We start from the raw sequence: 14,262 nt of genomic DNA, 5'->3' as shown, positions 1-14,262 counted from the left end.
AGCAGGGGCGGCCGCCGAAGCGACCGCCCCTCTTCAACTCACTGCCGGCGGACCCGGAGCGTCAGAACTGCAACGCCCAGGAGTCGATCTTGCCGGTGTCGATGTTCGCGTTGTCGCTCACCCGGAGCTTCCAGGTGCCGTTGGCCAACTCGGACGACGCGTTGACCGTGTAGGTCTGCAGCACGTTGTCCGAGCTGCCGCCCGTGCCGTACCCCTTCAGGGTGTAGGCGGTGCCGTCCGGGGCGATCAGGTCGATCTTCAGGTCACCGATGTAGGTGTGCTTGATGTCGACCGGAACGCTCAGCGTCGCGGGCGCATTGCCGGCAACTCCACTGACGGTGACCGGCGACTCCACAGTGGAGTTGTCGTTGATCGCGTAGTCGGTGGTGTTCTCGAACTTGTCGCCGGGCGGCTGGGTGGTACCGCCACCGACGTACAGCAGGCGGTTGGGCGAGCCGGTGCCCGGGCTGCCGACGACGTTCGGCGTGGCGGCGTTGACCAGGGCGGTCGACACCTGCGCCGGCGTGGACGACGGGTTGTCCGCGAGGTACAGGGCGGCCGCGCCGGCGACGTGCGGGGACGCCATCGACGTACCGGAGATGGTGTTCGTGGCGCTGTCGCTGGTGCTCCACGACGAGGTGATGGACGAGCCGGGCGCGAACAGGTCGAGGACGGCCCCGAAGTTCGAGTAGCTCGCCTTGGCGTCCGTATTGGTGGTGGCGCCGACCGTGATCGCCTCGGTCACCCGGGCGGGCGACTTGGTGTTGGCGTTGGTCGACTCGTTGCCCGCCGCCACGGCGTAGGTGATGCCGGAGGCTATGGAGTTGCGTACGGCGGTGTCGAGCGCGGAGTCCGCGCCGCCGCCGAGGCTCATGTTGGCGACGGCGGGCTTGACGGCGTTCTGGGTCACCCAGTCGATACCCGCCACAACCTGGGCGGTGGTGCCGGAGCCCTGGTTGTTGAGTACGCGGACGCCGACGATCTTGGCCTTCTTGGCCACGCCGTAGGCGTTGCCGCCGACGGTTCCGGCGACGTGCGTGCCGTGGCCGTGGCCGTCCTGGGCGGTGTTGTCGTTGTCGATGGCGTCGTAGCCGTACGAGGCCCGGCCGCCGAAGTCACTGTGGCTGATCCGGACACCGGTGTCGATGACGTACGCGGTGACGCCCTCGCCGGCCTTGTCCGGGTAGGTGTAACTCTGGTTCAGCGGCAGGTTCTTCTGGTCGATCCGGTCCAGACCCCAGGACGGCGGACTGGGCTGGGTTCCGGAGACCGTGAAGATGCGGTTCTGTACGACCGAGTCGACGGCCGGGTCCGCGGCGAACTTCTTCGCCTGTGCCTCGGTCAGCTCGACGGCGTAGCCGTTCAGGGCCGCTTGGTACGTCTTCTTGATCTTCGCGCCGAACTTCTGCGCGAGCGCCCGGCCCTCGGCGGAGCCGGCGTCGGCCGCCGATTCGTCGAGGGTGACGATGTAACTGCCGGCGATGGCACCTGGGGCGCCCGCGTTCTCGATCCGGCCTTCGGCTGCGGCGGGGTCCGCGGCGACGGCGGGGAGCGCGGAGGCCGCGCCGAGTGCGAGGGCGGCGACGGCGGTCGCACTGATGCCGGCAATTCTTCGCCGGGAATGACGCATCACAGACATGTGAGGGGTCCTCCTCATAGGTGGTGCGTTGCGGTGGGGGGTTGCTGTGGGGGGTGATGCAGGGGGTGCTGTGGGGGGTGATTTAGCAGGGGCATGACAAGCCGTCGCCTCGGATTCGGCGGCGGTTCGTCGTCCGGCTGCCAGCGAAAGATTGACGCATGCATAGGAATCCCACAAGGGTTCTACACACGCGTAACGCGCCTGCCACACAGCTGTCATGACGGCACGTCACCTATTGCGACAGAGGCCGGCGCGGACGGCGTTCCGAACCTGTGCGGTGCGGCCGCCGAGCGGCCGCTCCCGAGCTGCCGTCCGGCCGCTCCTGCCGGTCCCGTCGGGTCGGTCGAGGCTCCCGGGACCTGGCCTCTTCCGCCGTAAAGATCAAGCCAACTCCCGGAAGGGGCACCGAGTTCACGGGAGCGTTACAGCGGCGGCGGTTTCCTCGGGCGTCGTGCGGGGCCGTCACCGGACCGTCACCCTCGGCAAGGACGTGCGCAAATGCACACAATGGCTCCGCAATTCCTCCACTCCCCCAAGCGTCCGGCGAAGCGGCGGGAACGGCCGCGACTTCATGTCGCATTTCCGCCAGCGTTCGCCCACAACGCCCTGATGGACTGCGGTCATGACTCGGCAGAGCCGCTCGCGCTCACCGCGAGCAGAACGCCGCACTCCGTCCCTGAAATCGCTCCCATCTGCCCGGATTCGGGCAGAATTCTTGGTTTACTCCGGTCGAATCCCTAGGATCATGCCTCGTGTTCACGCGAAAAGCGCCGGCAGAGCCCGCGACCTCCATCACCGGCATATCGCCGCAACCCCAACCGCCCGCGGCCGGGAGGGTGTCCGGAACGGTGTGGGGCGCCCTCGCAATCGTCTACGTCCTCTGGGGCTCCACATACCTGGGGATCCGTATCGCGGTGGAGACGATGCCGCCGTTCCTCTCCGCGGGCGGCAGGTTCATCGTGGCGGGTCTGCTCCTCACCGCGCTGGTGGCCTGGCGGCAGGGCCCGGCTGCCCTCCGCGTCACACCGCGGCAGCTCGCTTCCGCCGCTGTGGTGGGCCTGCTCCTGCTCCTCGGCGGAAACGGCCTGGTCGTCCTCGCCGAGACCACGGTCCCGTCCGGCCTGGCCGCTCTCCTGGTGGCTGCGGTTCCCATGTGGGTGGTCCTGCTCCGCACGGCCGCCGGCGACCGGCCGCCGCTGCGGACGTTCGGCGGCGTACTGCTGGGGCTGGCCGGCCTGGTGGTGCTGACCGTGCCCGGCCTGAGCGGCGAGGTGCAACTCTCCGGAGTCGTCACGGTCCTCGTCGCGACCCTGCTGTGGTCGGCCGGCTCCTTCTCCTCGTCGAAGATCCCGATGCCGGCCAACCCCTTCGCGACCAGCGCGTACGAAATGCTGGCGGGCGGCCTGGGCTGCCTCCTGCTGGGACTGACCCGCGGCGAGCACCAGGGCCTCGAGCTGGCCGAAATCTCCACACGGTCCTGGCTTGCCCTGGGCTACCTCATCGTCTTCGGCTCCCTGGTCGCCTTCACGGCGTACGCCTGGCTGCTGCACACCGCCCCGCTGTCTCTGGTCTCGACGTACGCGTACGTGAACCCCGTGGTGGCGGTGCTGCTCGGCAGCCTGATCCTGAACGAGCGCCTGACCTGGCCGATCGCGGTCGGCGGCGCGATCGTGGTTGCGGGGGTCTGCGTCATCGTCAGTACGGAACGGAAGAGCTGAACGGACAGGCGGCCGTCCCGGGTCGGTGCGTGCGCGAAAGCGGTAGTGGTAGCGGGCGGCGAGGGTGATCCCTTGGTCCGGCCTCGACCCGGACAAGCTCGCCTCACCCGAAGCCCCTGAGGGTCAGCACCACAGCACGGGAACGCAGGGGGTCGGACTCATCAGAGTCCGCCCCCTCCTGACCTGCTCCCACCTGCGGAAACGTCGCCTGGAGAGGGCCATTCCAGGACGATCCCAGCACGGGAGAAACATCCCAGCACACCCCGGGGCGCTCAGCGATCAGTAGTGGTAGCGGGCGGCGAGGATGACGATCTCCTTATCCGTGACGAGGTAGACGAGGCGGTGCTCATCGTCGATCCGTCGGGACCAGGCCCCCGGCAAGTGGTACTTCAACGGCTCGGGCTTGCCGATTCCAGAGAAAGGATCACCCTTGACGTCTTCGATGAGCTTGTTGATCCGGGCGAGCATCCTGCGGTCGTTCTTGAGCCAGGACGTGTAGTCCTCCCAGCCCTGATCCTCGAAGACAAGCCTCACGCGGCACCCGCGCCGGCGTCCGCCGAGTCCGGATCGATCAGCTCGCGCTCCGACACGTTGATGTTGGCCAGGGCGTTCTCATATGCCCTGAGCAGTCGGCGAGCGTTCGCCGGAGAGCGCAGCAGGTACGAGCCCTCACGCAGAGCCGCGTAATCCTCGGCCGAGACGAGCACGGCGTTGCCGTGCTTGGAGACGATCTCGATGGCCTCGTGATTGTCGTTGACCTTCTTGATCAGCGGAAAGAGAGCCTTGCGGGCTTCGCTCGCGGTTATGGACATGACGTGACCCCTTCCCTCAAGTGGTACCTAATAACGTACCACTCTCAGCCCGTCTCACGCGGGGCCAGCAGCTGATGGCAGATCAGGCATCCCAGCACGGGAAGAAACAAGGGGCCGACTCCCTCAGGAGTCGCCCCCTCCTGACCTGCATGCTTGGTTCGCGTCGGCGCAGCCCGCCAGCAGATCGTCGCACCCGTGGCCCCCTGCCGCGCACCGCACGATCGTCCCGGCCAGCCCGCGCGCCCGCGCGCTCCGCGACGCGAGACGCACCAGACGCGGCAGTGCGGCGAAACTGGCGGGGAACACCAAGTCGCACTCAAGGACCAGCCGGTAACCCAGCTCATCCCATGCCTCTGCGTCGTCCTCGCGCTCGACGCGCGCCAGGAGCTCGGGGACGCGATCGATGCCCCCGTGGCAGTCGTACATCCGTGCCCAGTTCACCAAAGTCGCCGGCTGAGGGTCGGAGTGGTCTGGAACCGTGGCGGAATTTGCGCTGCTAAGGCAGGGCGGTCGCCGGTGACCAGTCCAAGGGGTCATACCCCACCCCCTTCGCCCTCTCCCTTCCTTCCGCCATCGCCTCTACGATCCGGCCCATGATCAAGCTCTCGTGGGCCTTGGTGGCCGAGCACGTAGACGAGTGGACCGGCGACGACACGGCGCAGGGCGCGGCCGTCCTCGAAGCCAGGGTGGGGTCGGTGGTCGAGTCGAGCGGCATGAATCCTGAGAGCGCGCAGCACTGGCGGACGGACTTCCTCGCGCCCGTGGTTGAGTCACTGCGCACGGAGGGGGCAGCCGCTCTCGCGCGAGGCGAGTCGTGGAGCAAGGCTGCCGGGCCGTTCATGGCGTGCGCGTCGCCCGTCACCTGACCTGACCTGGACAGGCCCCCGGCTTCACGCCCCAAAGGTGCTGCCATGTGGCACGAGAATGGGTGCCATGACGGAGAGGCGTGAATGGAAGTACGACAGAACTGAGCTGGCGTGGCTCCACGACCGGCTCGGCCGCTCGGAGGGACGGGCCTGGGCACGTGGTGTCCGAGCTTGTACCGAGCGGCTAGGAGGCATACGTACGGCTCTTCCACCGCTTCGAGGCCACGGACGGTTCAAGTCGCAGCCGCACGTGGGAGTCGTGGGCCCAGGACTCTAATGTTCCGTTTCACCCGGAGATATCCCACAGGTGGTTGCCGCGCCAGGAGCTCAGCCTGGGACAACCGCTGTGGGTGGCCGATGATGGGGCTCTCGACGAGCGCAGCCGACGGGCGCTTGCTCGCCTGCTCGGCATGGTTTCCGGGGAGCAGGCCGTGTACTTCGCCTACGACCTCGCGGCCATGCTCTGGGGCGACGACGGACCTCTCGTCTGTCACAGCTCCCTGGCCGACCTTGAGAACGTAAGAGAATCGGTGAGGGACCTGGTGGGAGAGAGCGGCCCAGAATTCTGGTGGCCGCAAGATCGCAGTTGGGTGGTCACTACCGACTATGACTTGCTGTCGACCTACGTTGGCTGCTCGGCACAGACCTCCGAGCTGCTTCTGGAGGACGACGAACTCGAAATTCTCCCAGTCACGCTTCAGACCCGCGTCGATTGGGACACCAAGCCACCGCACGGCTCGTAGCTGCACCGGTCAAGATTCCCAGCACACCAAGGGTGTGCCCCTACTCGGTCCGCACCACCAAGGCGAACGACGTACACACGCGCCGGAAGCTCCCGTGCCCTGTCCGACCGGTATGGCTCATGCACTCCACGTCCACGGCAGCACCATCCGCCGACGGCTGCGCCGACCACCCGCACTCGTAGGCCAGGCACTCCGCCTCGAACGTCACGTCCGTGCCCGGGTGCTGGGTAATCCGGTGCCCTACGTAGCGCAGGACAGAGCGGCTCACGGCCTCCTCCGACCACGTGTCCGGTGCGGGTGGTTGCGTGTTCTCGGATTACTCACGCTTGCCGCCTCCCCGACCGAATGTCCCGAGCGAGCAACCAGTTTCATCGAGCGAGTCGGAGGGGCCTACGTTTATTAGCGTTGTCGGGTAAAGATCACGGCCCAGTCGTTCAAGAGTGAACGGCAGTCGTCACCCCACACGGCGTATCCCTCGTACCGTTCGAAGTCCTCCCGGTACACGTTCACGTCCCGGTGGTCCCGGAGTATCAGGGCCCCTGTTCCTGTCTCTACGGTGGCCAGGCGACGGTCATAAACGGTGAACGTGTTGAGGGGGCGCTCTGGAATGTGTCCACCCAAGGGGATCACACCCAACCGCACATTCGGGATACGGGACACAGACGCGAGCCGGTCCATCTGCATGGCCATTTCCAAAGGCGGAAGCAATGGCCACCTGACGGCCTGTTCCGTCAACAGGAACGTGAACCGCTTCTCCGGATTGACCAGGACGCTTTGCCGCTCCAGCTTCTTCGCGATGGTCTTGGACTGGTCTCCAGGAACGTCAGCGATGCTCGCGCGCACGTACTCAGGCGTGGCGAGCAGGCCGGTAATCATGGAGAGCAGGAAGTAGCGGAACTCCGTGGAGACCGCCTCAAGCCTGGCTAGTTCGTTCTGTTTCTTGTCCAGCCCCCTGCGGCGCGAGCTCCAGTGGTCCTGCCACTCGGTGTTCGCGGAGCGGGCAAGGGCGAGGATCTCGGCAGCCAGCGGCCCCTCTGCACCGAGGGCATCAAGGATCAGCTCTACGTCGACTATGGCGGGGGTGAGCTTCCCGCCCTCAATATTGCTGATCTTTGTCTGGCTCATATTGCAGCGCTTCGCGAGCCGGACTTGAGTCCATCCGGCCCGCTTGCGCTCGTTCTTCAGGACCGCCGCTAGGTCTGACCTAGATTGACCTAGGGCCTCCGGCTCAAAGGTCAAGGCCCTTCACGTACTCCTCAAAGGGAACCGACTCGGATACCGCGATCCTCTGGTACTCGATGAACGGCGCCGTATCACCCTCGTGCACTTCGCGGCCGACCTGCCTGCCGTCCGGGTAGTAGTTCATGAGAACCACTTCGGAATGGTCGAACATCCAGAAGTCCTGCACGCCATCCAACGGGTTGGGCCTGTCCGTGACGTCGAGAATGCGGATCTGCTCGCCGGCCGAGGCATGGGCCTTGTAGTAGTGGTGGAATTCGAAGCGCAGGTATTCCGACAGAGGGCGAGTGACGACGTGAACGCGGCCCTGTGTGCGCCCTTCCGCAACCTGTCGGCGTAGCCGATCGGTGTACTCGTTCGCCACGGCCTCCGGGGCGATGCGGGCTCCAGCACGGAACGCTGCGAACTCCTCTGCCTCCTGCGGCATGAGGTACTGCGGCAGCGTCTCAAGGCGCCACGCCTCCCGTGTGAAGCGCTCGAAACGCACCGCCCACGCTTCACCAGCCAAGAGCACGTAAAGCCTCCCTCAATGTCTCCTCCGGGATCTCCACGAGCCCTTCCCCGTCAGGAGCGGTGAACGCGTGGGACACGTCACCTTGGACGACGAACGAGCCGGACGCGGTCCGGTAGATGTTCGGGCAGTCGTCCTTGCCGCACTCGCCGTTCCCGTTGCCGGTCAGCCGGGTCAGTTCCTCACGAGCCATGGTGAAACCCCCTGTCTCGCGCCCCTCGTGGGGCGGCATCACGACCGTACGGAGGGGCGCCGTCGCCGTCCATGCGGTCGCGTGAATATTCGCGTTGTCGCATAAAGAGGGGTCGTTCCAGGAGGCCCGAACCAACAGCGGTCAGGGAACGAACGGCTCCGCCAACATCACGACCCGATCGCTCTCGACCTCGAACCGAGTACGGGATGGCTGCCGTCGCCGCCCTCGGCATCCATCAGCACCGGCTTCCCCAACCGCCGACCGATGGCCGCGAGGAACGCGCAGAACAAGTCCAGTCGCTCCTGCCCCTGGAGTTCCCGCAGGTCGACATCAAAGTCGATCTCGTCCGACGAACAGAAGCGGAAGATCACCAGCACATCGGCAGCCAGCCAGACCCTCAACTGCGGGCACTCAGCGTCGGCCGGGCGGGACAGCACCGTCTCCGCCCGAGGCACCGGAAGTACCGACTCTCCTTCGGAGTACTGGTACTTCCATCCGCTCACGTCAACAAGGTCGAGGACAGCCTGCCAGTCCTCGACCGAGGCCCCAGGAACGAGCACGTCCGGCAGCGCACCCATCAGATCAGGGTCGAAGAACCCTCTGCCGTCATCCCACAGCAGGTCAGCAGCCACTCCCCCATCCTGCCCGGCGCCCCTTTCCCATGCGTACCGGGTTTCCCGTGCCCCTCCCCAGGTGCGCCCCTCGTTCTGTCCGGCCTCACACGGCACCCCGGAACCCCAGCTCAAAGCACGTACAGACCCGCCCCGAGAGTCAGCAGCAAGTCAGCACACGGCCAGGAAACAGGCTGATCCAGCCGGAGAAAACAGGAAGGGGCCAGACCCTAAGATCTGGCCCCCGACCTGGGATTTTACTGCCTGACCAGCACCTCAGCCGATCATGGCGTCAGCCCGTCACACGTTGAAGCGGAACTCCACCACGTCGCCGTCCTGCATGACGTAGTCCTTGCCCTCCATGCGCGCCTTGCCCTTCGCGCGGGCCTCGGCCACCGACCCCGTCTCCACCAGGTCCGCGAAGGAGATGACCTCCGCCTTGATGAAGCCCTTCTGGAAGTCGGTGTGGATGACACCGGCCGCCTCCGGGGCGGTGGCGCCCTTCTTGATGGTCCAGGCGCGGGTTTCCTTCGGGCCGGCCGTCAGGTAGGTCTGCAGGCCGAGGGTGTTGAAGCCGACACGCCCGAGGGTGGCGAGGCCGGGCTCCTCCTGGCCCATCGACTGCAGGAGCTCGAGGGCCTCGTCGTCGTCGAGCTCGATGAGCTCGGACTCGATCTTCGCGTTGAGGAAGATCGCTTCCGCCGGGGCGACCAGCGCGCGCTGCTCGTTCTTGAAGTCCTCGTCGACCAGCTCGTCCTCGTCGACGTTGAAGACGTACAGGAACGGCTTGGTGGTGAGCAGGTGCAGCTCGTGGAGCAGGCGGCCCTTCTCGGTGCCGGCCGTGATGCCCGCCGCGAAGAGCGTGGTGCCCGCTTCGAGGAGCTTCTGTGCCTCCTCGACCGCGGCGAGGACCGCGACCTTCTCCTTCTGGAGGCGGGACTCCTTCGTCAGACGCGGTACGGCCTTCTCGACGGACTGGAGGTCGGCGAGGATCAGCTCGGTGTTGATCGTCTCGATGTCGTCCTTGGGCGAGACCTTGCCGTCGACGTGGACGACGTTCTCGTCCTTGAAGGCACGGATGACCTGGCAGATCGCGTCGGACTCGCGGATGTTCGCGAGGAACTTGTTGCCCAGACCCTCACCCTCGGAGGCGCCGCGCACGATGCCCGCGATGTCGACGAAGTCGACGGTGGCCGGAAGGATCTTCTGCGAGCCGAAGATTCCGGCGAGCACGGCGAGACGGGGGTCCGGGACGCCCACGACGCCGACGTTCGGCTCGATCGTGGCGAACGGGTAGTTGGCCGCCAGTACGTCGTTCTTGGTCAGGGCGTTGAACAGGGTCGACTTGCCGACATTCGGCAGGCCGACGATTCCGATCGTGAGCGACACGTTGGCGACTTCCTGGAGTGAGGATGGCGTGGCCCTGAGTGGGCCGGTTCACCAGTTTACGGGCGTGTCGGAGTTGCCTCTCAGCCACATGTCGTCGAACTCAGTGCCAAGCTCGGCCAAAGCGCGTGTCCAAAGCCGGATAGAAGCCGTCCGGCGACCTACGTTGGTCGCGTGGAGCAACACAGGACGCGACCGTCTCGTCACCAGCAGCGACGCCAGGCCCCGCTGCCCCCCGCCGGGGCGCTCGGTGAGACCGCCGCCCTCTACCGGGTCGCGGCCGCCCGTCCCGTTCGTCCCATGCCGCCCGCGGTGCAGGCGCTCCGCAGAGTTCCCCGGCCGCGGCTGACCGGGCTCGGCGGCGGTCTGTTCGCCCTGGCCTCGATGTTCCTGCTGGCCTGCGTCTGCCGGCTGCTGTTCGACGAGTCGATCGTGGTCTACGGCCTGCTGTTCCTGCCGGTGAGCGCCGCGACCGCGCTGTGGGTACGGCCCGCCGATCTGGTCACCGCGCCGATCAGCGTGCCGATCGCCTTCGCGGGCGGCGTACTGCCGATCGCCGGCGGCAGCGACAGCTTGGGCGGCCACGTGATGGGAGTGGTCACGGCCCTGGCACTGCACGCAGGCTGGCTGTACGGCGGAACGCTGGTCGCCGGACTGATCGTCATCGTGCGGAAGGTGACGATCATGAGCCGGCGCAGGTCCCGCCGCTAGCTCCCCAACAGGGCGCCGGGGCGCTAGCGGCCCGCCGCCGCCATCGCCGCGCCCACGATTCCCGCGTTGTTCCGCAGCTCGGCCGGGACCGTCTCGGCCCGGATGCCCTCGATGAGGGGCAGGAACTTGTCGGCCTTGCGGCTGACCCCGCCGCCGATGATGAACAGCTCGGGCGAGAACAGCATCTCCACATGGGCCAGGTACATCTGGACCCGGTGCGCCCACTGGTGCCAGTTGAGGCCCTTTTCGTCCTTGACCTTGGTGGAGGCGTGCTTCTCCGCCTCGTGACCGTGCAGCTCCAGGTGGCCCATCTCGGTGTTCGCGACGAGCCGCCCGTCGGTGAAGACCGCGCTGCCGATGCCCGTACCGAAGGTCAGCATGATGACCGTCCCCTTGCGATCACGCCCCGCCCCGAACGTCATCTCGGCCAGGCCGGCGGCGTCGGCGTCGTTGAGGACGGTGACCGGCAGGCCCAGTCGTTCACTGAGCAGCGCGCGGGCGTCGGTGTCGACCCAGCTTCTGTCGACGTTGGCCGCGGTACGGGTGATGCCGTCGGTGACGACGCCGGGGAAGGTGACGCCGACGGGGCCCGACCAGCCGAAATGGCCGACGGCCTCCGCGACGCAGTCGGCCACCTTGTCGGGGGTGGCCGGCTGCGGGGTCAGTACCTTGTGGCGCTCCTGCGCCAAGTCTCCACGGTCCAGGTCCACGGGAGCGCCCTTGATCCCGGATCCGCCGATGTCCACGCCGAAGATCTGCATGGGCTCCACGTTACGTGCAGCGGCGGGGCTTACCGGCCCGACAGGTCTGCCGCCTCGGCGCGCAGGTCGCGGCGCAGTTCCTTGGGCAGGGAGAAGGTGATCGACTCCTCGGCGGCCGTGACCAGTTCCACGTCGGCGTAGCCGCGTGCGGCCAGCCACTCCAGAACGCCCTGCACCAGGATCTCCGGGACCGAGGCGCCCGAGGTGACGCCGACCGTCGTCACGCCGTTCAGCCAGGCTTCGTCGATCTCGTCGGCGAAGTCGACCAGGTGGGCGTCGCGAGCTCCCGCGCCGAGGGCGACCTCAACCAGGCGTACCGAGTTGGAGGAGTTCTTGGAGCCGACGACGATGACCAGGTCCGCGTCGGCGCCCATCTGCTTCACCGCGATCTGGCGGTTCTGGGTGGCGTAGCAGATGTCGTCACTCGGGGGCGAGATCAGCTGCGGGAACTTCTCCTTGAGCGCGTCGACCGTCTCCATCGTCTCGTCGACGGAGAGGGTGGTCTGGGAGAGCCAGACCACCTTGGACTCGTCGCGGACGGAGACGTTGGCGACGTCCTCGGGCCCGTCGACCAGGGTGATGTGCTCGGGGGCCTCGCCGCTGGTGCCGACGACCTCCTCGTGGCCCTCGTGGCCGATCAGGAGGATGTCGTAGTCGTCCTTGGCGAACCGGACGGCTTCCTTGTGGACCTTGGTGACCAGCGGACAGGTGGCGTCGATGGTGGCGAGCTTGCGTTCGGCGGCCTCGTCGTGGACGACGGGCGCGACGCCGTGCGCGGAGAAGACCACGATGGATCCCTCGGGGACTTCCTCCGTCTCGTCCACGAAGATGGCGCCCTTTTTCTCCAGGGTCTGAACGACGTACTTGTTGTGCACGATCTCCTTGCGGACGTAGATCGGCGCTCCGTACTGCTCGAGGGCCTTCTCGACGGCGATCACGGCTCGGTCCACGCCGGCGCAGTATCCGCGGGGGGCTGCGAGGAGGACGCGGCGGGAAGTCGTAGCAGTCATGCCCCCCATCGTAAGGCCGCGTCCGACAGACCAGAGATCCACTGGGGGGCTCGGACCGAGTCGCGTGATGTCCGCGGCAGGTGCAGAGCAGACGCACGGAGGCGAGATGTCCGGGAGCGGCGACGAGGACGGGCGGCTCCGGCGGAGTCTCGGATTCCGGGATCTGGTCGTGTACGGACTGCCCTTCATCGCTCCGATGGCGCCGGTGGGTGTGTTCGGGACGCTGGACGCCAAGTCGCACGGGGCGGTGGCGCTGGTCTACCTGGTCGCGACGGTCGCGACGGTCGCGATGGCGTTCACCGCTTTCAGTTACGCGCAGATGGTGCGGGTCGCCCCGCAGGCCGGCTCCGTCTTCACGTACGCGCGCAAGGGCCTGGGGGAGGGGCCGGGGTTCATCGCGGGGTGGATGGCGATGCTCGACTATCTGCTGATCCCGGCCGTCGCCTATCTGTTCTCCGGGATCGCCATGGAGGCGCTGGTCCCGAGTGTGGACCGGTGGGTGTGGACGGCGATCGCCGTGGTGGTGACCACCGCGCTGCTGCACGCGTCGGTGGTCGGCTGGTTCGTGGTGAAACGGAGTGAGGGTGCCCCGAACCGGTGGCTGCACCTGGTGGTGCCGGTGCTGGGGGCAGCGGTGACGATCGCTGTGATCGTGGAGGCCTCGCGCACGGCCCAGCTGGTCGGGCTGGTGTGGCTGGGCGCCGGACTTGTGGTGCTCGCCGCCCAGAGGCACCGCCGTGTCGGTGCCACCCCCTAATCTGCGTACATGGCTCTCAATACGTCTGCGGATGCGCCGCTGCCCGTCGGCCAGGTGTCGCGGCTCATCGGGGGATGGATCGACCGGCTCGGGGCCGTGTGGGTCGAGGGGCAGATCACACAGCTGTCGCGCCGCCCGGGTGCCGGTGTCGTCTTTCTGACCCTTCGGGACCCGTCGCACGACATCTCGGTCGGCGTCACCTGCTACCGGCAGGTCTTCGACGCGGTCGCGGATGTGGTGTCGGAGGGCGCGCGGGTCGTCGTACTGGCGAAGCCCGAGTGGTACGCGCCGCGCGGGCAGCTGTCGCTGCGGGCCACGGAGATAAGGCCGGTCGGGATCGGTGAGCTGCTCGCCCGGCTGGAGCAGTTGAAGCGGACCCTGGCGGGCGAGGGGCTGTTCGCGGCGGACCGGAAGCGGTCGCTCCCCTTTCTGCCCCAGCTCGTGGGGCTGGTCTGCGGACGCGCGTCGGCGGCCGAGCGGGACGTCCTGGAGAACGCGCGGCGGCGGTGGCCCGCGGTGCGGTTCGAGGTGCGGAACGTGGCCGTGCAGGGGGTGAACGCGGTCACCCAGGTCGTCCAGGCGGTCAAGGAACTGGACGAGCTGCCGGATGTGGACGTGATCATCGTGGCGCGCGGCGGGGGCAGCGTGGAGGACCTGCTGCCGTTCTCCGACGAGCAGTTGGTACGGGCGGTGGCGTCGGCCCGTACACCGGTCGTCTCGGCCATCGGGCACGAGCCCGACTCGCCGCTGCTCGACCTCGTCGCGGACCTGCGGGCGTCGACGCCAACGGACGCGGCGAAGAAGGTCGTGCCGGACGTCGGGGAGGAGCTGGACCGGGTGCAGCTCCTGAGGGACCGGGCGCTGCGGACCGTACGAGGGGTGCTGGAGCGGGAGGAGCGGGGCCTCGCCCACGCGCTCGGCCGGCCGGTGATGGAGCGACCGCACCGGATGATCGAGGACCGCGAGGACTTCGTGGACGCGCTCGTCGGGCGGAGCCGCCGCACCCTGGGCCACCTGCTGGACCGCGCGGACTCCGAGCTGTCCCACACCCGGGCGCGGGTGGTCGCGCTCTCGCCCGCGGCGACGCTGGAGCGGGGGTACGCGGTGCTCCAGCGGGCGGACGGCCATGTGGTCCGTTCCCCCGAGGACGCGAGCGCCGGCGAGGAGCTGCGCGCGCGGGTCGCGGAGGGCGAGCTCACGGTGCGGGTCACCGACTGAGCACGTCATCCGCCCGTCGCCGAATCCCCGGCGCCGAAACACTGGCGCCGCACCCGCGGCGCAGAAGCCTGGCGCCGAAATCGTTGT

Annotated in this window: 15 protein-coding genes and 2 pseudogenes; 6 read left to right on the top strand and 11 right to left on the bottom strand. The window is 67.6% G+C overall.

Annotated features, from left to right (window positions below):
* Positions 1-61: 61 nt before the first annotated feature.
* On the bottom strand, positions 62-1,639 hold the full coding sequence (locus AB0M62_RS12180; RefSeq protein ID WP_366074065.1) for a S8 family peptidase: 1,578 nt from the start codon (positions 1,637-1,639) through the stop codon (positions 62-64).
* A gap of 791 nt (positions 1,640-2,430) precedes the next feature.
* On the opposite strand from AB0M62_RS12180, the gene AB0M62_RS12175 reads away from it, so the two are divergent.
* A complete protein-coding gene (locus AB0M62_RS12175; RefSeq protein ID WP_366074227.1) occupies positions 2,431-3,357 on the top strand; it encodes an EamA family transporter in 927 nt (308 codons plus the stop codon).
* 279 nt (positions 3,358-3,636) lie between these two features.
* On the opposite strand, the gene AB0M62_RS12170 is transcribed toward AB0M62_RS12175, so the two are convergent.
* The gene (locus tag AB0M62_RS12170) at positions 3,637-3,891 is read right to left on the bottom strand and encodes a Txe/YoeB family addiction module toxin (protein WP_366074064.1); all 255 of its coding nucleotides are present in this window, start codon (positions 3,889-3,891) and stop codon (positions 3,637-3,639) included.
* Entirely contained in the window at positions 3,888-4,169 is a 282-nt protein-coding gene (locus AB0M62_RS12165; RefSeq protein WP_366074063.1) for a type II toxin-antitoxin system prevent-host-death family antitoxin, read from the bottom strand. The genes AB0M62_RS12170 and AB0M62_RS12165 overlap by 4 nt, the downstream gene beginning before the upstream one ends.
* Positions 4,170-4,762: 593 nt before the next feature.
* Between AB0M62_RS12165 and AB0M62_RS12160 the strand changes: the two genes are divergently transcribed.
* Together AB0M62_RS12160 and AB0M62_RS12155 are read left to right on the top strand one after the other, a co-directional pair.
* Positions 4,763-5,035 (top strand): hypothetical protein, encoded by a 273-nt coding sequence (locus tag AB0M62_RS12160; RefSeq protein ID WP_031078392.1) that lies wholly within the window; start codon positions 4,763-4,765, stop codon positions 5,033-5,035.
* A 311-nt stretch (positions 5,036-5,346) separates the two neighbouring features.
* Positions 5,347-5,778, top strand: coding sequence for a hypothetical protein (locus AB0M62_RS12155; protein ID WP_366074062.1), 432 nt, complete (start codon positions 5,347-5,349; stop codon positions 5,776-5,778).
* A gap of 40 nt (positions 5,779-5,818) precedes the next feature.
* Here the strand turns inward: AB0M62_RS12155 and AB0M62_RS12150 are convergent, their stop codons facing one another.
* The 6 genes and pseudogenes from AB0M62_RS12150 to ychF form a co-directional block, all read right to left on the bottom strand.
* The gene (locus AB0M62_RS12150; protein WP_366074061.1) at positions 5,819-6,046 is read right to left on the bottom strand and encodes a hypothetical protein; all 228 of its coding nucleotides are present in this window, start codon (positions 6,044-6,046) and stop codon (positions 5,819-5,821) included.
* 131 nt (positions 6,047-6,177) lie between these two features.
* Positions 6,178-7,017, bottom strand: coding sequence for a helix-turn-helix transcriptional regulator (locus AB0M62_RS12145; protein ID WP_031078387.1), 840 nt, complete (start codon positions 7,015-7,017; stop codon positions 6,178-6,180).
* A complete protein-coding gene (locus AB0M62_RS12140) occupies positions 7,007-7,531 on the bottom strand; it encodes a DUF6879 family protein (RefSeq protein WP_366074060.1) in 525 nt (174 codons plus the stop codon). The genes AB0M62_RS12145 and AB0M62_RS12140 overlap by 11 nt, the downstream gene beginning before the upstream one ends.
* On the bottom strand, positions 7,515-7,721 hold the full coding sequence (locus AB0M62_RS12135; protein ID WP_366074059.1) for a hypothetical protein: 207 nt from the start codon (positions 7,719-7,721) through the stop codon (positions 7,515-7,517). The genes AB0M62_RS12140 and AB0M62_RS12135 overlap by 17 nt, the downstream gene beginning before the upstream one ends.
* A 141-nt stretch (positions 7,722-7,862) precedes the next feature.
* Positions 7,863-8,299: pseudogene (locus AB0M62_RS12130) on the bottom strand (hypothetical protein).
* A gap of 333 nt (positions 8,300-8,632) precedes the next feature.
* Entirely contained in the window at positions 8,633-9,721 is a 1,089-nt protein-coding gene (ychF, locus tag AB0M62_RS12125; RefSeq protein WP_366074058.1) for a redox-regulated ATPase YchF, read from the bottom strand.
* Between the two features lie 297 nt (positions 9,722-10,018).
* On the opposite strand from ychF, the gene AB0M62_RS12120 reads away from it, so the two are divergent.
* Entirely contained in the window at positions 10,019-10,429 is a 411-nt protein-coding gene (locus AB0M62_RS12120; RefSeq protein WP_366074226.1) for a DUF6542 domain-containing protein, read from the top strand.
* Between the two features lie 23 nt (positions 10,430-10,452).
* On the opposite strand, the gene ppgK is transcribed toward AB0M62_RS12120, so the two are convergent.
* Entirely contained in the window at positions 10,453-11,190 is a 738-nt protein-coding gene (gene ppgK / locus AB0M62_RS12115; protein ID WP_366074057.1) for a polyphosphate--glucose phosphotransferase, read from the bottom strand.
* 29 nt (positions 11,191-11,219) lie between these two features.
* Positions 11,220-12,209, bottom strand: a complete 990-nt coding sequence (locus AB0M62_RS12110; RefSeq protein ID WP_366074056.1) for a 4-hydroxy-3-methylbut-2-enyl diphosphate reductase — start codon at positions 12,207-12,209, stop codon at positions 11,220-11,222.
* Positions 12,210-12,306: 97 nt separating this feature from the next.
* Between AB0M62_RS12110 and AB0M62_RS12105 the strand changes: the two are divergent.
* Positions 12,307-12,921 (top strand): annotated as a pseudogene (locus AB0M62_RS12105) (amino acid permease); the annotation flags it as partial.
* A gap of 45 nt (positions 12,922-12,966) precedes the next feature.
* Positions 12,967-14,175 (top strand): exodeoxyribonuclease VII large subunit, encoded by a 1,209-nt coding sequence (gene xseA, locus AB0M62_RS12100; RefSeq protein ID WP_366074055.1) that lies wholly within the window; start codon positions 12,967-12,969, stop codon positions 14,173-14,175.
* Positions 14,176-14,262: the final 87 nt, after the last annotated feature.

It is taken from the genome of Streptomyces sp. NPDC051219 (assembly GCF_040682335.1).
Classification (GTDB): domain Bacteria; phylum Actinomycetota; class Actinomycetes; order Streptomycetales; family Streptomycetaceae; genus Streptomyces.
Note: the sequence above shows the minus strand (reverse complement) of the source record. Positions and strands in the feature narration are given on the sequence as shown.

Excerpts from the sequence above, each read along its gene's own strand:
- AB0M62_RS12180 (WP_366074065.1), bottom strand. The coding sequence starts at position 1,639 with ATGTCTGTGATGCGTCATTCCCGGCGAAGAATTGCCGGCATCAGTGCG.
- AB0M62_RS12135 (WP_366074059.1), bottom strand. The coding sequence starts at position 7,721 with ATGGCTCGTGAGGAACTGACCCGGCTGACCGGCAACGGGAACGGCGAG.
- AB0M62_RS12120 (WP_366074226.1), top strand. The coding sequence starts at position 10,019 with ATGCCGCCCGCGGTGCAGGCGCTCCGCAGAGTTCCCCGGCCGCGGCTG.
- AB0M62_RS12165 (WP_366074063.1), bottom strand. The coding sequence starts at position 4,169 with ATGTCCATAACCGCGAGCGAAGCCCGCAAGGCTCTCTTTCCGCTGATC.
- xseA (WP_366074055.1), top strand. The coding sequence starts at position 12,967 with ATGGCTCTCAATACGTCTGCGGATGCGCCGCTGCCCGTCGGCCAGGTG.
- AB0M62_RS12160 (WP_031078392.1), top strand. The coding sequence starts at position 4,763 with ATGATCAAGCTCTCGTGGGCCTTGGTGGCCGAGCACGTAGACGAGTGG.
- ppgK (WP_366074057.1), bottom strand. The coding sequence starts at position 11,190 with ATGCAGATCTTCGGCGTGGACATCGGCGGATCCGGGATCAAGGGCGCT.
- AB0M62_RS12110 (WP_366074056.1), bottom strand. The coding sequence starts at position 12,209 with ATGGGGGGCATGACTGCTACGACTTCCCGCCGCGTCCTCCTCGCAGCC.